Raw genomic sequence first — 26,566 nt, 5'->3', positions numbered from 1 at the left:
ACCCTATTGAAAATTGAAAGCACATAGTCTAGGATAAAATCCATTTCTACGCTTTATTCTTTTAACGCAATAGGCTTTAAGTGGAAATGTTATTGATATCAATTTTCGGCTAAAGCCTTTTGGAAAAACCATATCAAAAGTCGGGTTAAAACCCGACCCTATATTGAAAATTGAAAGCATAAAAATCCAATTCTACGCTTTATTCTTCACTTGTTCATAGATGCTATGGATAAGTCCATCAGCAACGGAAATTTTAGGAACAAAGATTTTAGAAATATCTGTCCAGTTCATTATTTTATTGAAAATTTCTAGGGCAGGCACTAGTACATCGGCACGGTCTTCTCTTAGCTTGTAGCGGTGCATTCTTTCTTCTACGGTAAGGGCGGCAAATTCTTTGTGATATTTCTTAAGCGTATCAGCAGACATTGGCTTTCCATCTTTGGTTTTGCTAAGAGAAAAAATCTTATTGATATTCCCTCCCGAGCCTATCGCAAGCATCGGCTTTTTGCTTACAATTTTGGTTTTGAGTTCTTCTTTCATTTCCTTCCATTGCTCTTCCTTCACCAAGCCATTGAGTAAACGAATGGTACCAATATTAAAGGATTTTTTGAATTTCATTTTTCCGTTTTCAAAATACATCACCTCGGTGCTTCCGCCTCCTACATCGATGTACAAATAGCCAAAATCTTTGTCTAAAGTCTCTGCAATATGGTTTTCATAGATAAGACTAGCTTCTTCATCTCCAGAGATAATTTCAATCTCTATCCCAGAAGTTTCTTTTACTTCCTTGCGAATCTCTGCACCGTTCTGAGCGTCACGCATTGCAGAAGTGGCACACGCACGGTAATATTCTACATTGTAGATTTTCATTAAATCTGAAAAAACTTTCATAGAGTCTATCACCATTTTTTGCCTTTCTTCGCGGATTTCTCCATAGCTGAATACATCCATCCCCAATCGGAGGGGAATGCGTAGAAGATTGAGCTTGGTGAACTCTGGTTCACCTTTTTTATTCTCTGTAACTTCGTTAATCAGTAATCTGGCAGCGTTACTACCGATGTCTATTGCGGCTAATTTCATTATTTTTAAAATGGTCTTATTATTTTTTCGTTTTTTGCTTTAAATATTTATAGATTTCAATCTGTGAGCGAAATTCTTTTTCACCTTTTCGGACATATTTATTTTTGAGCTTATTGTCCAATATTCGGGCTTTCACATTGTCTTTCAGTTGGATATTAAGCAAATCTTTCAGCTCTTTTTTCAGTTCTTTTTCGGTAATTTTTACGGCGGCTTCTACGCGATAATCAAGGTTTCTGGTCATCCAATCGGCAGAGGAGATATAGAGGTCTTCTTGCCCCTTGTTCCAGAAATACATTACGCGAGAGTGTTCTAGATACTCATCTACAATGCTGATACTCTCTATCGGCGTTTTGAAAGATTTATCATTCACGGCACAGTAGATTCCCCTTACAATCATCTTGATAACAACGCCTGCTTGTGCGGCTTCGTAGAGTTTTAAAATCAATCCTTTATCACTAAGGGAATTCACTTTGATAATCATCTTGGCTTTTCGTCCTGCTTTAGCTTCTGCTATTTCCCTATCGATGTGCCATACAATTTTATCCCGCATATGCTGTGGGCAAACGAGTAGGGCTTTGCAGGTTTTTAGCGTTTCTTCAGGGTTGAGTTTGGGCTTTCTAAAAAGGTTGAATACCTTATTAATATCTGCCATTATGGCTCTATTGGCGGTCATCAGAAGATTGTCCCCATAGATTTTGGCTGTTTTTTCGTTAAAATTTCCTGTGCTTATAAATCCGTATTGAATGGTTTTATTATTCACTCTCTTTTTGATAACGCAGAGCTTGGCGTGTACTTTTTTATTCGGGAGTCCCACCAATACTTTAATGCCTTCTAGCTCCAATCGCTCTTTCCATTTAAGGTTGTTTTCCTCGTCAAAACGGGCTCGGAGTTCCACCATTACGGTCACTTCTTTTCCGTTTCGGGCAGCGTTGATAAGGGCGTTTACGATTTTAGAATTGGATGCCAATCTATAAGCCGTGATTTGAATGGTTTTCACATCGGGGTCCATTGCAGACTCCCTCAGCAGATTAATCACGGGTGTATAGGTGTGATAGGGGAATGTGAGGAGGACATCTTTCTTCAAGACAACATCCATTACCCTTTGTTCATCTTGGAAATCTGGATGGGTGAAGGAGGTGCGTTCCTCTGGTTTTTCTACCTCCGAAAAGACATTGGGAAAATCCATAAAGTGTTTGAAATTATGAATTTTTCCCCCTGGGATAATGCTATCTCGGGAAGTGAGGTTTAGCTTTTTGATGAGAAATTCCAGCAGGGCTTTGTCCATATCTTTATCAAAAACAAAACGGGTAGGCTTCCCTTTCCGTCTGCTTTTCACGGCTTTTTCTATTTTCTCTGCTAGCGTGGTGCGGATGTCATTGTCCAAATCAAACTCGGCATCTTTGGTTACCTTAAAACAGTGGGCTTCAAAATCATCATAACCGAAATAGGAGAATATATAAGGTAAATTGCAAATGATGACATCTTCTAAAAGCATTACATTTTTCTCCCCCTTCTCCGATGGCAACAGCACAAAACGCCCCAAAACTCTAGATGGGACTTCTATAATGGCATAACTGCTGATGTATTGCCATTCTTTTTTTCGCATTGCGATGCCTATATAAAGGCTTTTGTCCCTGAGGTAGGGCATTGGTTCGTTTTCGTGAAGGAGTATGGGAATGACATTGCTTTCCACCTCTTCATCAAAATAACGGTGTACAAACTCTGCTTGCTTTGGGGTGAGGTTTCTATGGTCTTTGATGAAAACTTTTTCCTCTGCCATTTCTTCTTGGATTTTTTTCCAAGTTTTATCAAAGTTTTCTTGTTGATGAATAACAATATCGTTGATTTGTTTTAAAATCTTGGAAGGTGGCTGGAAAAAGCTATCCGTAAGGATTTTGTTTTTAAAGTCCATAGCCCGTTTTAGCCCTGCTACGCGTACGCGGAAAAACTCGTCTAAGTTATTAGAAAAAATACCAAGAAAGCGTATTCTGAGGGGAAGTGGGACGCTCTCATCCATTGCCTCTTGTAGCACCCTTTCGTTAAAGGCGAGCCAAGTAACATCTCTGGGATTGAATAGATTGCTCATATCGTTTGCTTAATGCCTCAAAAATACGGAAAAATAAGTTTGGGGCTATTGTTTCGGATATGAAACTTTGAAATCTAAATGAATGGGATTTTGTTTTCTTAGTCTGTTTCTTATAATTTCTTCACTGGATTTTAGGTTTTGTTTGGTGAGTAATGTGCCATCTTCCAAGCGAATAGGCTTATCACTATCCGATAATCCTTTGGCAATATATCCCAAGGGGTCTTTATAGCTTTGAAGCATTAGTTTCTTCCATTTGTCCAAAGTAATTGGCACTGCATTATTCTGTAAAGTACCGATGAAATCAATGGTCTGAGGCTCAGGAAGATTTTGAAGTTTAATCAATTCAAAGCTAAAATTATTTTCAGAATCATTTAGTTTTACGATAAGCCCTGGAAGACCGTTGAAATAATATGGACCTGTATGAATGGGTAAACTGGCATCAAACCACGCTTCCCAATGTCTGCCACCATAGTTGGTAGTTGCTTTTTGCAAAACCTTATTTTCCCAAATTGTGGTGTCTTTCGTAATTTCCCAATTTTGGGGATTTTCCATTCTTATTTTGAATACATCCATATTCAGTATTTTATACTCCTCTGAATATTTACTCTCTAATAAGTTGGTTTTAACAAAGTCTGTCATTTTGAACCCAGTATAGCCAAATTCTCCAGATTTTTTGAAAATAGAATCGTTCACGAAATAAACTCTATTGTAATAAATAGCATTTTGAGCTTTGGTATCTATATCAAGGTGATAGTTTTCTACAATGCGTTCAGCAGCTTCTGTGGATGTGGTTTTATACACAAGTCTTATTGTCTGTGCTTTTAGAGAAATTACTGAAAGGAGTAACATAAAAAGTATCTTTTTCATAGCTAGCGTTCGATAGGGTTGTTATCTTTTTTATATTAGCCATTATTTTTCTTCAAATTTTTTAAGGAAACATCATTGTAGAAATCAATAAAAATATAAATAATAATGCTTTCATTTTTTAGGATATTTGACACCTTGAGTTTTATTAATTGGATTATAATTTTTTCTCATTTCTGCTTGCTCTTCTCTAATTAGAGAATTCAGTTCTTGTAAAGACTTTATAACTCTGCCATCTTCTGTATTTATACTCCAACGACCTGTTTTGTCATTTTTGAACTCACTGTAAAGATTGTAGTATGCGTTTATAAGAGCTTTATTAAATTTTTCTAAACTAACTTTTATTGGTTTTTGTCCAAAGTTTGTTTCTAAAAAGTTCTGTGTATCTGGTAATTCTTTAAGATTGGAAAGACTTGTAAGCGTAAAACTGAAGTTTCGCTGGCTATCATAAACTTCTATAACCATTCCAGGTAAGCCATTAAATTTGTAAGGGCCTTCAATTAAAGGTAAGTCCTTTACAAACCAAGCATACCAATGTCTTCCTCCGTAGTCAGATTCAGCAAGTTGTGCAGTGTAATTACCTATACTTTTCATTTGATCCTTTAAAGTCCATTTTATTTTATCGACAGTTTCAAAGACATAGTATTGCCCGTTAATAAAGCTATAATTTTTGTTTTCTTGTTGTCCAGTTTTACGTTTCACTAAAATATTGAACCCATTTGGTAAAGAAGCCTGCGTCTTGTGTTTTAAATTTTGGTTCAAAGAATCTATCTGTAAAAATTCTTCTTTATAAAATTTTGTATCATCTTTAGTAATATCCAGTAGATAAATATCTCTTTCTATATCATTTTCTAAAGAGTCTATTTTATACGCAAATTCAAAAGTTAATCTTTGCATTTGAGCATTAAAATAAAAGACATTCATAAAAAGTAAAAGAAATGTAATTTTTTTCATTTTTGATTGTTATTTAGATTTAAGTTATAAATATCACTAAACATTTTTATGCATTTTTGTTGCGAAATCGATGCAATTATTGCGGACGATTTTTTCTTTTTTACCAACTAAATTTGGAGTTTATATCCAAAACTTAATGTGATTTTATGTTTAGTGAATATTGTATCTTTCATAATATTTAATCTATTTCAAAAGGCTAAGTTCTAGAATATTATTATCTTTTATCAATCTCTCTTTTTCCATTTTCTCCATTGTTTTGAAAAATTCATCAGCAGACATTGTTTTGCCATTTATTGTTCCTTTTGTGATATCGTGCCTTCTCCAAGATTCCAAGGGATTTCTTCGGTATTGCTGATACAGTTTTTTGTAACGCTCTGGTGTGATGTCTATCCATTTGGTTTTATTGATTAAGTTCAGATATGAAAAGCTATTTTTCTCAGAAGATTTCACTTCTAATAGTTCAAACTGATGGGTTTTGTTATCAGATTCCAGCCTGATAATTAGCCCAGGTAAGCCGTGAAACTTATAAGGACCGTCTGCGATGGGGATGTCTTTTGTGAAAAAAGCAAACCATTTTCTTCCAGCAAAATTTACAGATGCTTTTTGAGTATGAAAGCCATTGATGTATTCCACATCTTCAAGGATCTGCCAATTGAGTTTATCATTGGATTTTATATGATAAAGCCTTTCGCTCAATTTCAAGTATTGATGAGTTTCAGTATTATCATAATATTTAACGATAACAGGTTTGCTTTTGGAGGTACTTGCAAACATATTTTCGATAGAGTCCCTTCTTTTGTGGTATTCTGAAAAATAAATGGATTGGCGATGATCAACCTTCAAAGTGTATATTTCTTTCCTTTGGCTTGCTACATCAGTAGAATCTGAAAGAAAGCGATACTCATAAGTAAAAGAGTGATTTTGCCCAAAAAGATGAACCGAATTCATCACCATAAATAATAATAGAAGTGTAATCTTGTTCATAATATTTTGTTTTTAAGATTAATATTGGTATATTCTAATCCCTCCCAAATTTATAAAAACTTGTTGAATCAACAAATAATTTGAAAGTTTTTTTTGATTTTGTTTATATTTAACCTTTTTCAATAGTTTTTATGAAAATATTAATTGCCCTTTATGCCTTCTTTTCTGATATAATTTTGAAGCGTAACAAAAAAGACCAACAACACAAGTGTCATTGGTCTTTAACATTTCAATTATAAACTATCTTTTGCTTACTTCCTCACTGCTGGTGGGAAACCAAATGCGGAATGATTAGATTTCATTGTAGGGGCGAATGCAATTCGCTCTTGTGTATGATGGTATTGCGTTGGGCGTTTGCAAAACGCCCCTACGGTTTGTGGGTAAAAAACCTTGTCAAAGTTTGGAACTTTGACAAGGGTAAAGATATTTTTTTATTCTGAATTCATTTTCAATTTAACAAATGCTCTCATCATAGGGTTCTTAAATGCATACTTTGTACTTTTACCTTTTCCTAACTTTACTAATATCTCACCTCTTCCTTCTTTTGTTAACTGATTTAAATTATATTTTATATCACTTTGCTTTCCTGTTATTTTTTCATAATTTTTAGCGACATTACTTATCGTAAAAGAATTAAACTCATCTATTTCACAAGAACAACAAGAATATATTACATCTTTCCATTTATTACTATTATTAGAAGTTAACACTCCTTTTCTAAAAGATGATCTAAGTTGCTCTGCTGTATTCTCTATTCCTTTTTTAACAGCAATTTTTAAATATGCATCTGTAAAAACAGTACGCGAATTGTCTATTAGTTCCTCACATCCATATTTACATAATAAATGGATGTAATGAGGAAACCCTGAAGAAAAATCTATTATTTTGTCCTTAACAGAATTATCTATTTTCATCTCTAACTTCTCCATACCATTCCGTATAATATCCTCACACTCTTCTTTTTTCATTCTTGGCATTTTCACTTGTTTTAAACACCTTTCCAATGATTGATGATCACCTATCAATTCTTCTACACTATCTGCTATTCCCACAAGTAATATAGTTGTATTCTTATTATTATCTGATAATGATTTTATCAAATCTGCAAAAGAAGATCTAGTTCTATCATCTCTAACATTATCAAACTCATCAATAATAAATAATAATTTTGTTTCCCCTAATGAATTTATAATATCTACTAAAATATTAGGAGTTAATTCATCCACTGATGAAATTTTATTTTTAAGAGTATAAATTTCTGTTTTATTTTCACCTTTAACGAACCCTATACTTTCAGTATTGTAGGGAATTTTTATATTATCAAAAATTCTTTCCCAAATTGTTTTAAAGTTATCTCTTCTATCACAAGTAATTTTTACAGCATACAAGTTAGTATATGAACGAGACATTATATTAGCTAATGATGTTTTACCTACTCCTCTATCTCCATATAAAATTGCGTGTTGTCCTTTTTCATTTATAGCATCTCTTACCTTTTCTAATTGACCTTTTCTTCCAAAAAACAAATTAATTTCTTCTATTGGTGATATAGGAGAAAAAACCTGATGCAGAATTTCTTTTTTTCCAGTATTTGACATAAAAATTTTTTATAATTAAACATTTTATTCAAAAGACCAACAACACAAGTGTCATTGGTCTTTCAATTTATTGCCTCGGTCGCTGACCGTTACATCATTCCTGGCATACCGCCGCCCATTGGTGGCATTGCTGGTTCATCTTTTTTCACTTCGGTGATAACACACTCGGTAGTGAGAAGCATTCCTGCAACAGATGCCGCATTTTCAAGGGCTACACGCGTTACTTTGGTAGGGTCTATAATCCCTGCTTCCAGCATATTCACATACTCATCTGTTTTAGCATTGTAACCAAAATCGCCTTTTCCTTCTGCCACTTTGGCAACGATTACAGAACCTTCGCCTCCTGCATTAGCAACGATTTGTCTCAATGGCTCTTCAATGGCTCTTTTCACAATTTTAATCCCGGTGTTTTCATCTTGGTTGGTTCCGTTGAGGTTTTCCAAAGAAGCAATCGCTCTTACCAAAGCAACCCCTCCACCTGCTACGATACCTTCTTCCACAGCAGCTCTGGTAGCGTGTAGAGCATCATCTACTCTGTCTTTTTTCTCTTTCATTTCCACTTCAGAAGCAGCCCCTACATAAAGCACCGCTACACCACCTGCCAACTTCGCCAATCTTTCTTGAAGTTTTTCTCTATCATAATCCGATGTGGTAGATTCCATTTGAGCTTTGATTTGGTTCACACGCCCTTTGATTTGCTCTTCATCTCCTGCTCCATTTACGATAGTGGTATTATCTTTATCAATTACCACTTTCTCTGCTCTACCCAACAATTCAATAGAAGCATTCTCCATAGTGAAACCTCTTTCTTCAGAGATTACCGTTCCACCTGTAAGGATAGCGATGTCTTCTAACATTGCTTTTCTTCTGTCCCCGAAGCCAGGTGCTTTTACCGCAGCGATTTTAAGAGAACCTCTCAATTTATTCACTACCAAAGTAGCCAATGCCTCGCCTTCTACTTCTTCAGAAATGATTAAAAGCGATTTTCCTTGTTGTGCTACTGGCTCTAGAACTGGCAACAACTCCTTCATAGAAGAGATTTTTTTCTCAACTAAAAGAATGTAAGGATTGTCTAATTCCGCTACCATTTTCTCTGGATTGGTAACGAAGTAAGGCGATTGGTAACCTCTATCAAACTGCATACCTTCTACCACATCTACAGTAGTATCAGTTCCTTTTGCTTCTTCTACGGTGATAACACCTTCTTTTCCTACTTTACCGAAAGCTTCTGCGATTAATGCACCGATGGCATCATCATTATTCGCAGAAATAGAAGCTACTTGCTTGATTTTTTCAGAAGAATCTCCCACCTCTTGAGATTGAGATTTTAGGTTTTCCACTACGGTAGAAACCGCTTTGTCAATTCCTCTTTTCAGGTCCATTGGGTTAGCTCCTGCTGCTACATTCTTCAAACCTTCGCGAACGATAGCTTGAGCCAAAACAGTAGCTGTAGTCGTTCCATCCCCAGCGATGTCATTGGTTTTAGACGCGACTTCTTTTACCATCTGAGCCCCCATATTTTCTACTCTGTCTTCTAGTTCGATTTCTTTCGCTACAGAAACCCCATCTTTAGTTACGTGAGGAGCACCGAAAGATTTCTCGATTACCACATTACGCCCTTTTGGCCCTAATGTAACTTTCACTGCGTTTGCAAGAGCATCTACACCTCTTTTTAATGCGTCTCTTGACTCAATATCAAATTTAATTTCTTTTGCCATTTTATTTTGTATTTATGTACGATGTACGATGTACAAAGTACCTTATGTTAGTTTAATTGATTAATGTAAAGTTTAAAATCTTTGTACATTGTACTTTCTACATTGTACATCTGTTTATCCTAAAATCCCTAGCAAATCACTTTCTCTTACGATAAGATAGTCTTTGCCATCTAGTTTTAATTCTTGTCCAGCATATTTCCCGTAAAGGACTTTATCGCCAACTTTTACAGTTAATGGTTCATCTTTTTTTCCATCACCTACGGCTACTACTACGCCCTCTTGTGGTTTTTCTTTCGCTGTGTCTGGAATGATGATTCCTGATGCGGTTTTAGTCTCTGCGGCTACTGGCTCTACCAATACTCTGTCCGCTAATGGTCTGAAGTTTACTGACATATTTTTTATTTTAATTATATGATTTAAAGATTAAAAAGATTTAATGATTGAAATTAGTGTTGATTCAATTTACACATTTCAATCCCCAACTATTTCTCCAATTATATGCCAAAAGTAGCAATGGGCAATAAGCGGTAAGCGATATGCTCAAAATGTCCGATTTTGTATTTTTCAAGATGAAATTTTGGCAGAAAAAAAAATCACCCATTACTGAGTGATTTTATGTAGGGTTGAAATTATTTTTCATTTTTCAACTTAGGTAAGCCAATTTCTTTTAGCATTTTATTAGCTTTTTCTAATTTTTCAGGAAAAAGAATTTTGTTATCCAACTGATTAAGAGATTTATCAATCGTTACAATTGGCGTTTTTCGTGCTTTTAATTCATTTATTACTTTCATAATTTTTATTTTTTCTTTTAACTAAGAAGCCCTCGTATTCTATATTGAGTTTAAACTCTTCCCAATCATCTATAAGTTCGCCAAAAATATCAAAATCATTTTTTGCTTCCTCAAAGAATTTTGAAATTCCCATTCTGTAAAGTCTTGTCCTTGCCTTTGTGCTTCCAGTTGCATAAATCCAAACTTCGGGGTATTTATCCGTAAAAGCATAGATAGTTGCTACAACAGTTGCTAATACCTTTTCGCTATCTCCGTTATTTGAAATGACTTCATCACTTACTTCTCCTGTTTGTGTATTTTTATCTCCAAAAGCAAGATTATAAACATCTTTTAAATTAGTTGGTTGGTACTGAACAATTTTATGGATTTTTCCGTTATTTCCCTCGCTAACAAATTCAAAAGTTGTCATTTTATCACTTGAAACTAAGGCGTATCTGGGTAAATTCATTACTGTGGACTAAGTTACAATTTTTTTAAGTTTTTTACTTCTTCTTCCCTGCAGCTTGCATTGGATTGACTGCACCGCTGGCGGCACCGCGTCCTTTGGCTTCTTTTTTCTGCTTGAAGAGCTGGAATTTCGTGAGCTGACTTTCAGAGTTCTCGCCCCAGAAATTGTTGGTAGTATCAATATCTGCGGTTTCTTTCATCGGGTCTAGTTGAATAGATTTCAGCTTCTTATCAAAAACATAGGATAGCGTTACATTGTTTTCATTATGTCGCCATATCTGTGCCGATTTTTTATCGTACAATTTAGAACCGTCTTCAAAGGTAAACTCTAAGATAATCGGCATCACCAGTCCGCCTACATTTTTGAAATCTATCTGATAAGCCGTCATATTTTTGAGTTTTTCCATTTCAGTTTTAGAAATAGGCTCAAAGGTGTCTGGTTGTACGGTATATTCCTTAGAGGTATCCACTTTTTCCTTGCCACGAGCGTAGCGATAGTAGAAGTCTTGCAGACTCTTATCTTCATCTGTAGCAAATTTGATGTTTTTATCCTCTCGGTTACGGATTTTAGAAATATCCTCAAAAACATTCACCTGAGGTTTGTCCACCGTATAGGTTCTTGGCTTTCTTGGTTCAGGGGTGCTAAAATTAGGGGTGGCTACCGTTACTTTTTCTATGGCGATATCTACTGGGTCGGTACCAAAGAACCACCCTCTCCAGAACCAATCAAGGTTTTCTGCACTAGCATCATTCATCGTTCGGAAGAAATCTGCTGGCTCTGGATGCTTGAATGCCCATCTTTTCGCATAGGTTTTCAATGCTTTATCAAACAGCTCTCTTCCCATAATGGTTTCTCTCAAAATATTGAGTGCCGTAGCGGGTTTGCTATAAGCATTGGGCCCAAAGTGGATGATGTTTTCAGAATTGGTCATTGTAGGTTCCAATTGGTCTTTTGGTAACTTCATATAATCCACAATGGTGTGAGCTGGCCCTCGTCTGGAAGGGAATTTATTATCCCAAAGTTCCTCGGTAAGGTATTCTACAAAGGTATTCAGTCCCTCATCCATCCAGCTCCATTGTCTTTCATCGGAGTTGATAATCATCGGGAAAAAATTATGTCCCACTTCGTGGATAATCACACCAATCATTCCATTTTTGGTAGCTTCGGAATAAGTGCCATCTTTTTCAGTTCTTCCAAAGTTGAAACAAATCATCGGGTACTCCATTCCATTGGCGGCTTCCACAGATTGAGCCACGGGATAAGGATATGGAATGGTAAAATCCGAGTAGGTCTTCACGGTATGTGCCACTGCTTTGGTGGAAAAAGTACGGTACAGATTGTATGCCTCTTTCGGATATTGGCTCATACACATTACTTTTTGATGGTTTTCTTCCAGCTTAATTGCCATTGCATCCCAAACATATTTTCGGGAAGAAGTCCACGCAAAATCTCTTACATCATTTGCCTTAAATATCCAAGTTTTTCGCTGTTTTGATTTATTTTTCTCAGCGTTTTTCGCTTCATCTAAGGTTACTATTTCTATTGGTTCTTTGGCAGTTTGGGCTTTTTTCCAGCGTTCCATTTGGGCAGGGGAAAGCACTTCTTCATAGTTTTGACACTCGCCTGTAGCGGCTACAATATGGTCTGCAGGAACATTGATGGATACTTTGTAATCTCCAAAATTGAGAGCAAACTCGCCTCTCCCTGAAAACTGATTGTGCTGCCAACCTTTGAAATCGCTATATACGCACATTCTTGGAAACCATTGGGTAATGGTGAAAATATGATTGTTATCTTCTGGGAAAAACTCATAGCCACCACGCCCGCCCATCTCAATACGATTGACAAGGTTGTAATTCCACGCGATGGTGAAAGTGATTTTTTCTTTGCTTTTCAGAGTTTTAGGAAGGTCTATCCGCATCATCGTTTTATTCACGATAAAAGGAATTGCCTTTCCCGAAGCATCTTTCACAGATTCTATATTGATGCCGTAGCCATTATCTTTTTTGGGTAATTGGGTAGGTTTTAATCCATCTACATTGAAAGCGTTAGGCGTTTTACTCGACCTTTCATAACCTGCATTGTTGATACTAGAGTGTTGATTTTCATCTAACTGAAGCCAAAGATATTCTAAATCATCAGGTGAATTGTTATAATAAGTAATGGTTTCTGTGGCTCTTAGATTTTGCTTATCCTCGTCCAAATAGGCAGAAATATCGTAATCTGCACGCTGTTGCCAATAGGCGTGTCCAGGTGCTCCCGAAGCGGCACGATAGACATTGGGTGTAGGTAAAATGGTTCCTAGGGGTTCAAATTTGTTTCCGTGGTTGCTACCTGGGTTATTCTGATGGTTCTGAGCCACAAACCATCCAAAAGTGCATAAAAGAATTGGTGAAATTAGTTTTTTCATATTTTATTTTTGGGTTAAATTTTATTTAATATTTTAATATTTCAATTGAAAAAAATCTAAAACGGAATACGCTCCAAAGTCATCTGTAAAGCCAATGCAAATACGGCTGAGGAAACGAAAAGTTGCCAATCTCTTTTCGGGGTTCTCAGTAGGTTGGTCATAATGAATGCCAGAATCAAAAATGCAATGACCACCACGATTTGCCCCAACTCTAATCCGATATTAAAACCTAACAAGGGTACGGCAATGCTTTGTTCCTGAGCCAATGTCATTCTTGCCAAATTGGCAAATCCCATCCCGTGAATCAATCCGAATAATAAGGTTAATATATAATTGATTTTCAGGAAAGTATCTGATTTTTTCTTCATCAAGATATTATCCAAAGCGGTAATCACAATCGTTAGGGGAATGAGAAATTCCACCCAATCGCTCGGTACTCTTACCCAATCTAACACACTCAGTGCCAGTGTTAAAGAATGTCCTACTGTAAAAGCGGTAACCAAGATGAGAATTTTCTTTAAATCGTTAAAACCAAACGCAACGATGAGTGCCAAGATAAACAACTGATGGTCTAACGCGTCCCAAGAAATGATATGCTCCCAGCCTAATTTGAGATACATTATGAAGTCTTGCATATTCTGATTTTAGTCATTTTATTTAAAAATATACTCGTGAAATTTGGTTTGTCCCAATAAGTTTCTTTGATACGAAAATAATGATTATTTTCGTTTCTGTAAAAATATTGGTGAAAAAATGAGGAAAAAAATTGCTTTTGGATTTTGTATCGTACTGCTATGGTGGGCGTTGAGTTCGTTTATGCTTCATCCATATCATTTAGGTTCTGTTGAAATAAACCATAATGCAAAGTTTCAATCTTTTGAGATTACAGGTAGGTTTTTTACCGATGATTTAGAAAATGGCATCAACCAACGGTTTAAAACATCATTATTTTTTCACAATGAAAAGTCCAAAGCGTTGATGAACCGATATTTGGAACAATATCTTTTGGAGACCATCAATCTAAAAGCCAACAAGCAAAATATCCAATTAAAATATATTGGTTTTGAAGAAGATAGAGAAGTGGTTAATGTTTATCTGGAAAGTGTTCCCGTGAAAAGACCTCGCCAAGTGGAAGCTAAGGTAAATACGCTTTACAACCTCTTTGACGACCAAATCAACATCCTCCACATCATTGTAGGAGGTAAGCGACAGAGCCATAAACTTAGTTATCCCAAAACTAATTTTTCAGCTCAGTTTTAACGCTTGATGCCATTGTAAAATATGCTGTTCTAACTCTGGAAAAAAGACATCAAAATGCGATTTCAATTCGGATTGATGGGCTAAAAACACCTCAAAAACGGGCAAATCTTTATCCAAATATCGGGCTTTGTTCAGTACATTTTTCATTGAAAAATTAATCCCCCAATGGTATCGGTAATTGAAAAGCCAATCATCTTCTGCCATCTTTCGCAGTACTTTTTTGCCCACTTCAGGAAACACCGATTCATAATTCCGAAAGGCTTGATACACCCTTTGCGAGTGTATTTTCAAAGAAGATTCATCTAATGTATTGGCTAAAAAATAATCAAATGCTACATCTACAAATGCCCCTGCATAAAGCCGCACCAGAGGGGAAAACAGCTTCTTTGCCAGGTGAATCTCTGGGTGCTGATCGGTAAAAGTATCTATCGCCCTATGCAAAACAATCCCTTGCTGGATGCCTTCCGAAAAAGAAAATCGCTCACTATTCCGAATAAAATCCTGAAGAAATTGCCCTGCAATTTGCTCCTCAGAAAACGACAGATATGAATGGACAAGGTAGTTCAAAAGAGTAGTTTTAAATTTTGAGTTAAGTAGTAGACTTTAAGCGGTATAATCTTTTAATCTTTAAATTATTCAATCCTTAAATCCTAAAACAACATCTCGTGAACTTCCTCTATCTTGCTTACCTCTACGATGGTGATGCCAAATTTACGCTTAGGTATTTTATTAAGATTAGAAACGAAAATTTTATCATACCCCAATTTCTCCGCCTCCGAAATACGATGCTCTATCTGTGGAACGGGGCGTATCTCCCCACTCAAGCCAATTTCCCCAGCAAAACAATATTTTTCTGATACAGAGATATCCTCATTGGAGGATAAAATAGAGGCTACCACAGCCAAGTCTAAAGCTGGGTCATCGGTCTTGATGCCCCCCGTGATATTGAGGAAGACATCTTTTGCTCCCAACTGAAACCCTGCTCTTTTTTCCAAAACGGCAAGTAGCATATTCAGTCGCTTGGCATCAAACCCTGTACAGCTACGCTGTGGCGTACCATAAACCGCCGTACTTACCAATGCCTGAATCTCTAAAAGCATTGGGCGATTGCCCTCCAAAGTTACAGCAATGGCATTCCCAGAAAGTTCTTCAAACTTTTTGGTTATCAAGATTTCCGATGGATTTTTGATTTCTTTTAGCCCTTGAGAAATCATCTCATAAATTCCAATTTCCGCAGTAGAGCCAAAACGGTTCTTACTAGCACGGAGCAACCTGAAGAGGTGATTCCTATCTCCATCAAAATTGAGCACCACATCTACCATATGTTCCAATAGCTTAGGCCCTGCTATCTGCCCATCTTTGGTGATGTGTCCTACCAGAATAATAGGAGTGTTGGTATCTTTGGCAAATTTTATCAGCTCGTTAGAACATTCTCTAATCTGTGAAACTGTCCCCGGTGAGCTTTCCAAAAGCTGAGATTGCAGCGTTTGGATAGAGTCCACAATCATCAAATCGGGCTGTAGCTTTTTGGCTTCGTGAATAATTTTCTCTACCGAAACTTCTGTAAAGAGGAAACAATTGGGATTTTGCACATCGGTTAATCGGTCAGCTCTCATCTTAATTTGCGAAGCACTTTCTTCCCCAGAAATATAGAGAATTTTCTTCTTCATTTTCAATGCCAATTGAAGCAAAAGCGTAGATTTTCCTATCCCAGGTTCGCCACCGATGAGAATAACCGACCCCAAGACAATACCACCTCCCAACACTCTATTGAGCTCCTCAGAAACGGTCTTGATGCGAGGCTCCTCATTGGTTTCCACCTCAATGATATTGATGATGTGATTTTTCTTCTTATCCGAAATACCTTTATTAGGAGAAATTTTCTCTGCGATTTCTTCCGTTAAGGTATTCCATTCTCCACAATTCTTGCATTGTCCGTGCCATTGGGAAAACTGTGTTCCACAATTCTGACAAAAGTATGCTGTTTTAAGTTTCGCCACAGAGGTTTTGTTTTTCTAAAATTATTCAGTGTGTAAAGTTATGAAATTTATTCAGTTCGGATTTATAGCCAAATGATATTTTAGGCTAAATGCAAGAAATTATATTTTGAAGATGTTTGATAAATACACATAAAGAAGACTTGTTAATAAGAGATTAGCGGTTTCATTTTTTTTATGTCAGTCTATCTGCACAAGGATTATTTTATTCAGTTGTGAAGTTATACGGCAGGTCTTCTCAAAAAGCCCGCCTGCTTTTACTCAAAAGCTCGCCTGTTTTTCCCTAAAAGCCCGCCTGCTTTTTCAGTACAGTTATTTTAGAATATTAAGAGAAGATTTTTTTAAAAAAAATATTGATATATAGTGAATTGAAAGGGTTGTAGAAGAGTGTTTGCAAAATATCTATCGTGTAGAGATTAAAGCTTATTGCTTATAGTTTGTTGCCTACTGAGTGATTTTGGCTAGATTATATGCTTTTTATTTATTCTTATTACAAATGTTAAGAAACGATTTTTTGTATTCATATTTCAGCTACCTTTGCTTTACTAAATAAACCATTTTGAAAAGGCTGATACCATATCTGTTCATTATCCTATACCTTACCTCTTTCAGCGAGGTACGGCAGGTATTGAAATTGCCTTTGCTGATAGAGCATTACCTCACGCATAAGCAGCAAAACGAAGAGATGACTTTAGCCACATTTTTCAGAATACATTACCTAGACCCACAGGTGCAAGATGCCGACTATGAGCAAGATATGCAATTGCCTTTCAAGCAAATAGATTTAGTATCTATGGCGTTGGGTATCGCATTTCCACAGAAGCAAATGCAACTTTATTTCACGAAAGAACCTACCAATTACAGAGAACAATCGCATAACTTCGCTTATGTAGAACCGTTTTACCCCTCTGTTTTTACCTCTATTTGGCAACCACCTAAGATTTAATTGAAAAAAAGACGCTTATGGCTTTTTGATATTCCTCATTGTACAATGTAGGACAAATGCCTTTTAAAACAAAGTCAAACTTTTATTTCAATTAAATATATGTTAAGTAAAATTATAGAGTTCTCTATAAAAAACAAGCTAGTTATTGCTTTAATGACTTTAGGCTTACTGGTTTATGGATTATTCGAACTCAAAAAACTATCCATAGATGCCGTACCAGATATTACAGACAATCAGGTGCAAATCATCACGGTATCTCCCAGCTTAGGTGCTACCGATGTAGAGCGTTTTATCACTTTTCCGCTCGAACAAGCCAATAACAACATTCAGGGCATCAAGCAGATGCGAAGTTTTTCAAGGTTTGGTTTATCGGTAATCACCATTGTGTTCCACGATGATATAGACCTTTATCTGGCACGCCAGCAGGTAGCAGAGCGTTTGCAACAGGTTTCCAAAGAAATTCCTCAGAGTTTGGGAACACCTACTATGGCTCCTATTTCCACAGGATTGGGAGAAATTTACCAATATGCCATTCGTCCTAAAAAGGGATTTGAGCACCGCTATAATGCGATGGAACTTAGAACCATACAAGATTGGGTGGTGCGTCGTCAGCTATTAGGAACCGAAGGAGTAGCAGATGTTGCCAGCTTTGGAGGAGATTTAAAACAATATGAAGTAGCCATCAATCCTGCCACGCTAAAGGCGATGGGCGTAACGATGACGGAGGTTTTTGATGCTCTTCAAAAAAACAACCAAAACACCGGTGGGGCTTATATAGAAAAAGGGCCTAATGTCTTGTTCATCAGAACCGAAGGTTTATTAGGGAAAATTGCCGATATCGAAAATACTATGGTGAAAAACCTCGCTGATGGCACGCCTATTTACATCAAAAACATTGGAAAAGTACAGTACGGAAAAGCCATTCGCTATGGTGCAATGACCTACAACGGTGAGGGCGAAGTGGCTGGAGCTGTGGTAATGATGATGAAAGGTGCTAACTCTAACGAGGTGATTGCCAAAGTAAAAGATAGAATTGCCGAGATTGAAAAAACACTGCCCGAAGGGGTGAAAATAGAACCGTTTTTGGACAGAACCAAAATGGTAAACAACGCCATAGGTACCGTTTCTAAAAACTTGATAGAAGGGGCACTCATTGTTATTTTCGTATTGGTGGTATTCCTTGGAAACCTTAGAGCAGGTTTTCTGGTAGCATCTGTCATTCCACTATCGATGCTTTTTGCCATTATTATGATGAATATTTTTGGCGTCTCTGGAAACCTGATGAGTCTAGGTGCTCTAGATTTCGGACTGATTGTGGACGGTGCCGTAATTATTGTAGAAGCGGTGCTGCACAAGCTACATGGCAATGGACTTCTTCAGAATAGAAAACTGTCCCAATCGCAAATGGACGAGGAAGTAAAAACCTCTGCCAGCAAAATGATGAACTCCGCAGTATTTGGGCAAATTATCATTCTAATGGTTTACCTGCCTATTCTTACCCTACAAGGCATCGAAGGAAAAATGTTCAAGCCAATGGCACAAACCGTGATATTCGCACTATTAGGAGCGTTTATTTTATCGCTTACCTATGTGCCAATGATGGGGTCTTTGGTACTTTCTAAAAACATTAGCCACAAGAAAACGATTTCCGATAGGGTGATGGAGAAACTAGAGCATTTCTATGAATCCTCTTTAGACCGCGTCATTAGAGTGCAAAACTGGGTGTTTTTTGGCGTAGTAGCCTTGTTTTTTGTTGCCGTATTTACGATGTCTAGATTGGGAGGGGAGTTTATCCCTACCTTGCCCGAAGGGGATTTTGCCGTAGATACCAGAGTGTTGCCAGGAAGTAACCTAGAAACTTCTACAGAAGCCGTATTGAAATCTCAAAAAGTATTGCTGAAAAAATTCCCTGAAATAGAAAAAATCGTAGGTAAAACAGGAAGTAGCGAAATCCCTACAGACCCAATGCCGATAGATGCCAGCGATATGATGATTATCCTAAAACCACGTGAAGAATGGACTTCTGCCAAAACCTATGATGAACTGGCAGAAAAGATGTCGGCAGAGTTGAAGAAAAACCTCATAGGTGTTACCTATTCTTTTCAATATCCTGTGGCAATGCGTTTTAACGAACTGATGACGGGGGCTAGACAAGATGTGGTGTGCAAAATCTTTGGCGAAAATCTAGATACCTTGAAGGTCTATGCCGAAAAATTGGGCGAAATTTCTAAAAAGGTACAAGGGGCTCAGAATATTTATGTAGAACCCATCTCTGGTGTTCCGCAGATTATCATCTCCTACAATAGAGAGGCAATTTCTCAATACGGATTGGATGTCAACCATATCAATAATATGGTGAACACCGCCTTTGCTGGGCAAGTAGCAGGTGCGGTATATGAAGGAGAGAAAAAGTTTGATTTGGTGGTGCGTTTAGAAGGCGAGCAGAGAGAGAATGTGGATAATGTCAACAACCTTTTGATACCAACGCCCAACGGCACCGAAATTCCACTAAGTGCAGTGGCAAAAGTTGAGCTCAAAGAAAGTGTCAATCAAATCCAAAGAGAAAATGCAATGCGCCGTATTGTGGTGGGCTTCAATGTAAGAGATAGAGATATCCAATCTACAGTGGAAGAACTACAAACAAAGGTAGAGCAAGAACTGAAGTTGCCTGCGGGATATTCTATTAAATACGGAGGAACTTTTGAAAACCTTCAGCAAGCAAAATCCCGATTGCTCATTGCCGTTCCGGTGAGTTTGTTTTTGATTTTATTGTTGTTGTATTTCGCGTTCAACTCGGTAAAATATGGCTTCCTCATTTTTTCTGCAATTCCGCTATCTGCCATTGGAGGAATTTTCTCGCTTTGGATTCGGGATATGAATTTTAGTATTTCGGCAGGTGTTGGCTTCATCGCTCTTTTTGGGGTTGCGGTGCTCAACGGAATTGTGCTCGTAGCAGAATTTAACCGACAGAAAGAAAGTCTTACCGACCTGAAAGATGTGGTAAAATTAGGTGGAAAAACCCGATTACGCCCCGTGCTGATGACGGCTTTTGTAGCTTCATTGGGCTTCCTTCCGATGGCAACTTCTACTGGAGAAGGAGCTGAGGTACAGCATCCTTTGGCAACGGTAGTCATTGGAGGATTGCTCTTAGCGACATTCCTCACCTTGTATCTTCTTCCTGTGATGTACATTTGGTTTGAAAAACATTTTACCAAAAAATCGCACCAGCAAGAAGACCTTCAATAAATACTAATTCAATAAGAATACAATGAGACAATATATAAAATATCTACTGCTGTGGTTGCCTTTGTGGAGCTGGGGACAAGTACCCATCAGTTTAGAAGAGGCTTACAGCAAGGCATTTCAGAATAATTTGGATATAAAATCTGGAAAACTAAGAATAGATTATCAAGAAAAAATGAAACGGTCTTATGTAGCAATAGACCCACTGAATGTGTCTGCAGAAGTAGGACAAATTAACTCTGCTTATGTGGATAATAGAATTTCTGTGACGCAAACCCTAAGATTGCCTAAGTTTTACAACGCTCAAAAATTGGTTTTAGAACACGAGTGGCAAAATGCACAATTGGGATTAGAAGTGCAAAAATGGCAATTGAAGAGGGATATTCAGATGATATACAATCAGTTGAATTATATCGATGAAAAGCAAAAACTCCTAAAAAAAGGCGATAGCATCTATTCTAGATATTACCACATAGCCGAACTGAGATTGAAGAAAGGTGAAAGCAATATTTTGGAGAAAACAACTGCCGAAGCATATCGTAGCCAAATGCAAATTCAGTTGAATAACGCTACGCAAGACAAGGCGGTTCTATTGCAGCAATTCAATTTTTTAATCAATGATGAAGAGCAACAATATGTGAATATACCGAGTAATTTCTACACTTCGTCATTTGATTACGATGCACAGTTTTCTGGAAATCCATTGGTTTTAGAGCAATTAGACTATCAGAAATCTATAGAAAACGCCCGTTTAGAAGCCGAAAAATCCAAACTTTTACCGAGCTTTTCTATAGGAATCAATTCGATGTCGATGAAAGGTACAGGGGCAGATAACATCCACTACAATGGCACGCATCGCTTCCAAAGTGGTGTGGTAGGCGTGGCGATTCCGATTTTTAATGCCGCACAAAAATCGGTGATTGAAGGGCAGAAAGTGAATCAGCAAATTGCCGAAAACAATTACAATCAGGCAGTGAAAAACTTTAAAAATCAGTATGCAACCGCCTATAGCGAGTATCTAAAACTGAAATCTGAAATAGCATATTATCAATCAAAAGGATTGAAAAATGCAGAAACCATTCTATTTACCGCCCAATTGCTTTTGCAAGAAGGAGAAACCAATTATTTAGAATACACCACATTGATTAATCAAGCGTTAGACATTCAAAACCGATACCTCGATGCACAGAAAATGCTCAACGAAAAGGTCATAGAACTCAATTATCTAAGTGCAAACAATTAAAATAAAAATGATTATGAAATCCATCATCGCGATATTAGCCCTCGGTTTACTATTTTCTTGTTCTAACAAAGAAAATACCACCACAGAGGAAGTGTACACCAAAACAGAAAATGAAATTACCCTCACCGCTTTGCAGAAAAAAAATGCAGGGGTAGTGGTAGAAAATGTCCATCAGCAAGATATTTCTAACAAAATCATCCTTTCAGGGCAGATAGATACACCGCCGTCTGATGTGGCGAGTGTGTCTTCGCTTTCGGGAGGTATGGTACAGACAATGCGTTTTTTGCCAGGTGATTATGTCTCAAAAGGACAAACTTTGGCTGTGATAGAAAATCCAGATTTGGCAAGGCTTCAGCAAGAATATTTACAAGCAAAATCCAATCTGGCGTATGCTCAGAAAGATTACGAACGCCAAAAATACCTCAACCAATATCAGGCAGCATCAGACAAGGTAACCCAAAGAGCAGCCAACGAAGCACAGTCTCAAAGTGCTTCTGTGCAAGGAATTGCCTCTCAACTCAGAGCCTATGGCATCAACCCCAATAGCGTGCGTACAGGAAACATCACACAGACCGTGCGTGTGGTAGCCCCTATATCGGGATATATCTCTAAGGTAAATGCCAGTATAGGGCAATATGTAACCACTGCCGATGTGCTGTATGAAATCGTGAACAACAAGCATATCTACCTGATGTTGAAAGCTTTTGAAAAAGATTTGGTACAGTTAAGCGTAGGGCAAAAAGTATGGGCATATACCAATCAAAATCCTACAAAAAAATATGCAGCAACCATCAAGTCTATAGGGAAAGATATGGCAATGGATAGAAGCGTTTTAGTACAATGTCAGTTGGCAGATGCCAGTCAGGAACTCATCGTTGGAACTTTTATGAATGCCGATGTAGAAATAGCCTCTAAGAAAGGTACTGTGGTGCCAGACGACGCCATCGTCAGTTGGGAGGGCAAGCAATACATTTTTGAGGAAACCCAACCCAATACCTACAAAATGCTGCTGATTACCATAGGTGATTCTGAAAATGGCTTTACCGAACTTCTGAATTTTGAACCCCACGCCAATAAATCCATCGTAACCAAAGGAGCCTACCAATTGCTAATGGCACTGAAAAATGTGGAAGAATAGATGTGAAACCTCCCTTTTTGGATAGCTTATTTTTTTGTTGTTTTTAATACTCCATACGTGATAAAAATCATAAAATAAATTTTATTTAGACTATTTAAAAACAACTATATTTGCGGAAAGTTTTAATTATGAAAAAAGCATATATAGGTGTTAGTTTACTGATAGGATTGGTATCAGTAGATGCTCAGAAGAAACAGAGAGATTCTCTGGGAAAAGAGTCTAAAATAGATGAAATTGAACTTTTCGGAGAGAAGAAAAAACAACCTCGTGGGATGGAAATCATTACCCGTCTTCCTCTAAAACCGAGAGATCAAATCCAAAGTATTTCTATTATTTCTCATAAAGCAATAGAGGAAATGGGGCACTCACCATTACCGATGCCGCTAAAAATATCCCTGGGGTAGTGTTGTTTAGCAACTATGGAGGAGGTGCAGAGAGTATGTCTATCCGTGGATACCGTGGAACGCCTACGCTGAAAAACGGTGTTCTAATGAACTCTGATTTTAGAACGAGCTCTATGATTGCCGATATGCAGGGAATAGAAAGCATCCAAGTGATTAGAGGTTCAGCAGCAATTACCCAAGGTATCGGAAATGCACTAGGAGCAGCAGGAGGCGTGATTAATTTGGTAACCAAACCCCCTAGATTTTATAATGCTACCAATGTAGGTTTCCGATATGGAAGTTGGGATATGTATCGCCCGACAGTGGACTTCCAAAGAGTTTTGGACAATCAAGGGAAGGTGGCAGTAAGGTTTAATGCAGCTTATCAAAACAATAAATCTTATGTGGATTATGTAGAGGGAGAAAGAATTTACATTAATCCTTCGGTTGCATTTCGTCCAGATGATAAAACCAGCATTATAGCAGAAATGGATTACCTTCATAATGAAAGAACGCCCAACCAAGGTACGGTAAACTTAGCAGCAAACGATACTTATGCCATCTATGATATGCCGAAAAACAAGTTCTTGGGCTTCGCTTCGGATAAGGCATTAACAAAGTCTTTTAGCTATATGATAACGGCTGAGAGAAAACTTTCTGATAAGTTCAAATTAAGAGCAGCTTATATGTCTTCTGATAATTCTAACGATTCTGAAACCACCAGCCTCGCAGCAGTGAGAGGGCAAGGCTATGAAATGAGAGAAAGAAGAAAAGCAAAAGGCTACTCTGAGGATCGTTCCAAAGTTTTTCAGTTTGATTTTATAGGGCAGGAGGTGAAAACAGGATTTCTAAAACACACCTTCCAAGTAGGCTTCGATTGGAAAGAATCTGAGACATTCTCCGATGCTTATGGCTATACCAGAACCGTCAATGGACAAAACCAAAGGGTTACCTATGTCTCTGCGGGAGTGATAGATGTGACGCAAGATGTTAATAATATTTTGCCTTCGGATGTCAATGTTGGTCTATTGCAGCTCCTTGGTAGAACTTATACTGCAAAAAATCCTTCAGTGGGGCTAATGGCTCAGGAAGTAATGCACATTGGAAAATATGTAAAAGCCATAATGGGTGTGAGGTATAGCTCATTCAATGGACCAAGAGAAGGACAAAAAGATGCTTGGAATCCATCTTTCGGATTGATGATTGCACCAAGAGAAAACATCAATGTTTATGGGTCTTATACCAATACTACAGACTTAAGAACAGTGAATAGAGTGATGATAAATGGCGGCACAGCAGGTCCTTCAGTGACAAGACAATGGGAAGCGGGGATTAAATCTGATTGGTTTGATGAAAAATTGAGATTTAACATCAACCTTTACTCAATGGATATGAACAACCTTACTTATGAAGTAAGAACCGATCCTAATATTGCTACCAACCTCTATGAATTTGCAGGAGACCTTACCAGAAAAGGGGTGGAAATAGACCTGATAGGTAAACTTCTTCCACAACTTGAGGTAATGGCAGGATACGCTTACCTTGATGCGAAATATAAAAACACGCCAGCCTTTGTAGAAGGCTCTGCTCCAATGATGGCCGCAAAACATACAGCCAATGGCTGGCTCAATTATACGGTGAAAGAAGGAGTTTTAAAGGGGCTCAACTTCGGTGGAGGGGTTTATTATATAGGTGAAAGACCAGTAAATGACCATACTCAAACTGTAATCAGCCGTGGACACGAAAATGATGCGATACCAGGAGTAGCTCCATTTTATTTGAAAGCTTATACCACCATCAATGCACAAGTGGGATACACTTGTAAAAATATGGGCATCAGAGTATTTGCAAACAATCTTACAGACTCTATTGGCTATTCCGCATATTTCCGTGGCGGTTATCTCAATAGAACAGACCCACGAAATTTTGCTGTACAGCTCAACTATAAATTCTAAAGGATACTAAAAAAAGCCCAACTGAGAATAAATAGCAGTTGGGCTTTTTTTTGTTAGTATTAAAACGATGTAAAAATCCTTAAATCTGTAAAATCATCTTAGCGATAGAGAAATAAATCAGTACACCGAGGATGTCATTAGAGGTGGTGATGAAGGGGCCTGTTGCAATGGCGGGGTCTATTTTGTTTTTGTCCAAGATAATGGGAACAATGGTACCAATAACAGCGGCAACCATTATCACTGCCAGAAGAGACAGAGAAATGGTCATAGAAATGGTGAAATCGTGATGGTTAATCAGGAGATTGAAAGCGAAAATAATCAGAGAAAGGATAATCCCCGATGCGGCAGAAACGCTCACTTCTTTGGCTAATGTCTTGAAGGTATCGCGTCCCAAAGTGTCATTGGCTAAACCTTGTACAATGATGGCAGAGGCTTGTACGCCAATGTTGCCTGCTGTAGCTGCAATGAGAGGGACAAAGAACATCAGAGCAGGAACGCTTTCCAATGCAGATTGATTCCCTTGCAAAACGCGTGAACCAATAAGTCCTCCTACCATCCCAATAAAGAGCCAAGGCAACCTTGCTTTGGTCATATGGAAGATATTATCGGTGTGGTCCACATCTATAGAAATCCCCGAAGCGAGCTGGTAGTCTTTCTCGGTTTCTTCTTTGATGAAATCCATCACATCGTCAATGGTAATTCGCCCTACCAATTTTCCTAATGAATCTACTACGGGAACCTCAAAGAGGTCGTATTTTTGCATCATTCTTGCCACCTCTTCGGCTTCTTCAGAATCTTTTACCGAACGGATTTTAGAATTGAAAACATTAGAAACCTTGGTAGAGGAACTGGTAGTAAGGAGTTTTTTCAAGCTGAGTGTTCCCAAGAGTTTATCATTTTCATCTACCACATAGATAGAGTAAACCTCTGCCATTTCTTCGGCTTGTTTTCTCATTTCCTTTACTGCTGCAATGATGGATAGGTCTTGGTTTACCTTTACCAATTCCGTTGCCATAAGCCCCCCTGCAGTATCTTCATCATATCTTAATAAATCTACAATGCTTTGGGCGTGGTCTTTATCATCAATTTGCTGGATGATTTCATCCTGTTGATTTTCGGGAAGTTCACCAATAAGGTCTGCGGCATCATCAGAATCAATTTCATTGATAATTTCATCTGCAATTTCTTTTGATGATAGGGTGCTGAGGAATTTTTTTCTTTTATCTTCATCGATTTCCAAGAGCATCTCTGCAGATTGCTCATTGTTCATCAAGTCATAGAGGAAGGTTTGATTTTCGGTATCCAATTGCTCAAAGAAATGGGCAATATCCACCGCCTCCATTTCGGAGATAATGGCAGAAGCATCACCTACATTATGTTGTAGAATGGCATTTTTCAGTTGCTCTTGTATGTTCAGTGTTTCGTCAGCCAAAATAAGAAAGGTGTATTAAGATTGATGAAGATTTTA

At 37.6% G+C, this 26,566-nt stretch carries 22 protein-coding genes; 7 read left to right on the top strand and 15 right to left on the bottom strand.

Going from position 1 to position 26,566, the window contains the following annotated elements; genetic code table 11:
• Nucleotides 1-192: 192 nt before the first annotated feature.
• The 12 genes from ACFFUE_RS05840 to ACFFUE_RS05785 form a co-directional block, all read right to left on the bottom strand.
• Nucleotides 193-1,080, bottom strand: coding sequence for a Ppx/GppA phosphatase family protein (locus tag ACFFUE_RS05840; protein ID WP_376833464.1), 888 nt, complete (start codon nucleotides 1,078-1,080; stop codon nucleotides 193-195).
• Between the two features lie 19 nt (nucleotides 1,081-1,099).
• The gene (gene ppk1, locus ACFFUE_RS05835; protein WP_376833462.1) at nucleotides 1,100-3,166 is read right to left on the bottom strand and encodes a polyphosphate kinase 1; all 2,067 of its coding nucleotides are present in this window, start codon (nucleotides 3,164-3,166) and stop codon (nucleotides 1,100-1,102) included.
• 45 nt (nucleotides 3,167-3,211) lie between these two features.
• Nucleotides 3,212-4,033, bottom strand: coding sequence for a GLPGLI family protein (locus ACFFUE_RS05830; protein WP_376833460.1), 822 nt, complete (start codon nucleotides 4,031-4,033; stop codon nucleotides 3,212-3,214).
• A 111-nt stretch (nucleotides 4,034-4,144) separates the two neighbouring features.
• On the bottom strand, nucleotides 4,145-4,984 hold the full coding sequence (locus tag ACFFUE_RS05825) for a GLPGLI family protein (protein WP_376833457.1): 840 nt from the start codon (nucleotides 4,982-4,984) through the stop codon (nucleotides 4,145-4,147).
• Nucleotides 4,985-5,167: 183 nt separating this feature from the next.
• A complete protein-coding gene (locus tag ACFFUE_RS05820) occupies nucleotides 5,168-5,968 on the bottom strand; it encodes a GLPGLI family protein (RefSeq protein ID WP_376833455.1) in 801 nt (266 codons plus the stop codon).
• A gap of 431 nt (nucleotides 5,969-6,399) precedes the next feature.
• Nucleotides 6,400-7,566 carry an nSTAND1 domain-containing NTPase gene (locus tag ACFFUE_RS05815; protein WP_376833453.1) on the bottom strand — a complete coding sequence of 389 codons (1,167 nt, stop codon included), beginning with the start codon at nucleotides 7,564-7,566 and terminating at the stop codon, nucleotides 6,400-6,402.
• A gap of 89 nt (nucleotides 7,567-7,655) precedes the next feature.
• A complete protein-coding gene (gene groL / locus ACFFUE_RS05810) occupies nucleotides 7,656-9,284 on the bottom strand; it encodes a chaperonin GroEL (RefSeq protein WP_376833450.1) in 1,629 nt (542 codons plus the stop codon).
• A gap of 114 nt (nucleotides 9,285-9,398) precedes the next feature.
• The gene (locus ACFFUE_RS05805) at nucleotides 9,399-9,677 is read right to left on the bottom strand and encodes a co-chaperone GroES (RefSeq protein ID WP_327984866.1); all 279 of its coding nucleotides are present in this window, start codon (nucleotides 9,675-9,677) and stop codon (nucleotides 9,399-9,401) included.
• Nucleotides 9,678-9,913: 236 nt separating this feature from the next.
• Entirely contained in the window at nucleotides 9,914-10,075 is a 162-nt protein-coding gene (locus ACFFUE_RS05800; RefSeq protein ID WP_376833448.1) for a hypothetical protein, read from the bottom strand.
• A complete protein-coding gene (locus tag ACFFUE_RS05795) occupies nucleotides 10,059-10,523 on the bottom strand; it encodes a DUF6934 family protein (protein WP_376833446.1) in 465 nt (154 codons plus the stop codon). Before ACFFUE_RS05795 ends, ACFFUE_RS05800 begins: the two co-directional genes overlap by 17 nt.
• 34 nt (nucleotides 10,524-10,557) lie before the next feature.
• The gene (locus ACFFUE_RS05790) at nucleotides 10,558-12,933 is read right to left on the bottom strand and encodes a M1 family metallopeptidase (protein ID WP_376833444.1); all 2,376 of its coding nucleotides are present in this window, start codon (nucleotides 12,931-12,933) and stop codon (nucleotides 10,558-10,560) included.
• A 56-nt stretch (nucleotides 12,934-12,989) separates the two neighbouring features.
• Nucleotides 12,990-13,568, bottom strand: a complete 579-nt coding sequence (locus ACFFUE_RS05785) for a HupE/UreJ family protein (protein WP_376833442.1) — start codon at nucleotides 13,566-13,568, stop codon at nucleotides 12,990-12,992.
• 118 nt (nucleotides 13,569-13,686) lie between these two features.
• On the opposite strand from ACFFUE_RS05785, the gene ACFFUE_RS05780 reads away from it, so the two are divergent.
• Nucleotides 13,687-14,193 carry a DUF6702 family protein gene (locus ACFFUE_RS05780; RefSeq protein ID WP_376833439.1) on the top strand — a complete coding sequence of 169 codons (507 nt, stop codon included), beginning with the start codon at nucleotides 13,687-13,689 and terminating at the stop codon, nucleotides 14,191-14,193.
• Here the strand turns inward: ACFFUE_RS05780 and ACFFUE_RS05775 are convergent.
• Together ACFFUE_RS05775 and radA are read right to left on the bottom strand one after the other, a co-directional pair.
• Complete coding sequence (locus tag ACFFUE_RS05775) at nucleotides 14,179-14,760, bottom strand: acyl carrier protein phosphodiesterase (RefSeq protein ID WP_376833437.1); 582 nt, start codon at nucleotides 14,758-14,760, stop codon at nucleotides 14,179-14,181. The genes ACFFUE_RS05780 and ACFFUE_RS05775 overlap by 15 nt on opposite strands.
• An 83-nt stretch (nucleotides 14,761-14,843) precedes the next feature.
• Nucleotides 14,844-16,193: a DNA repair protein RadA gene (gene radA / locus ACFFUE_RS05770; RefSeq protein WP_376833435.1), complete on the bottom strand. Its 1,350-nt coding sequence runs from the start codon at nucleotides 16,191-16,193 to the stop codon at nucleotides 14,844-14,846.
• 556 nt (nucleotides 16,194-16,749) lie between these two features.
• On the opposite strand from radA, the gene ACFFUE_RS05765 reads away from it, so the two are divergent.
• The 6 genes from ACFFUE_RS05765 to ACFFUE_RS05740 all read left to right on the top strand — a co-directional run bounded on the left by ACFFUE_RS05765 (nucleotide 16,750) and on the right by ACFFUE_RS05740 (nucleotide 25,098).
• Complete coding sequence (locus ACFFUE_RS05765; RefSeq protein ID WP_376833433.1) at nucleotides 16,750-17,136, top strand: hypothetical protein; 387 nt, start codon at nucleotides 16,750-16,752, stop codon at nucleotides 17,134-17,136.
• Between the two features lie 153 nt (nucleotides 17,137-17,289).
• Complete coding sequence (locus ACFFUE_RS05760; RefSeq protein ID WP_376833431.1) at nucleotides 17,290-20,382, top strand: efflux RND transporter permease subunit; 3,093 nt, start codon at nucleotides 17,290-17,292, stop codon at nucleotides 20,380-20,382.
• Between the two features lie 22 nt (nucleotides 20,383-20,404).
• Nucleotides 20,405-21,622: a TolC family protein gene (locus tag ACFFUE_RS05755; protein ID WP_376833429.1), complete on the top strand. Its 1,218-nt coding sequence runs from the start codon at nucleotides 20,405-20,407 to the stop codon at nucleotides 21,620-21,622.
• A gap of 13 nt (nucleotides 21,623-21,635) precedes the next feature.
• Nucleotides 21,636-22,760: an efflux RND transporter periplasmic adaptor subunit gene (locus tag ACFFUE_RS05750; RefSeq protein ID WP_376833427.1), complete on the top strand. Its 1,125-nt coding sequence runs from the start codon at nucleotides 21,636-21,638 to the stop codon at nucleotides 22,758-22,760.
• Nucleotides 22,761-22,888: 128 nt separating this feature from the next.
• Entirely contained in the window at nucleotides 22,889-23,164 is a 276-nt protein-coding gene (locus ACFFUE_RS05745; protein WP_376833425.1) for a hypothetical protein, read from the top strand.
• Nucleotides 23,164-25,098 (top strand): TonB-dependent siderophore receptor, encoded by a 1,935-nt coding sequence (locus ACFFUE_RS05740; protein ID WP_376833423.1) that lies wholly within the window; start codon nucleotides 23,164-23,166, stop codon nucleotides 25,096-25,098. The genes ACFFUE_RS05745 and ACFFUE_RS05740 overlap by 1 nt, the downstream gene beginning before the upstream one ends.
• A 79-nt stretch (nucleotides 25,099-25,177) precedes the next feature.
• On the opposite strand, the gene mgtE is transcribed toward ACFFUE_RS05740, so the two are convergent.
• Nucleotides 25,178-26,530: a magnesium transporter gene (gene mgtE / locus ACFFUE_RS05735; RefSeq protein ID WP_327984845.1), complete on the bottom strand. Its 1,353-nt coding sequence runs from the start codon at nucleotides 26,528-26,530 to the stop codon at nucleotides 25,178-25,180.
• Nucleotides 26,531-26,566: the final 36 nt, after the last annotated feature.

This window comes from Bergeyella porcorum (genome assembly GCF_042427575.1).
GTDB lineage: Bacteria > Bacteroidota > Bacteroidia > Flavobacteriales > Weeksellaceae > Bergeyella > Bergeyella porcorum.
The sequence above is the reverse complement of the archived record's forward strand: the minus strand, read 5'-3'. Positions and strand labels throughout refer to the sequence as shown.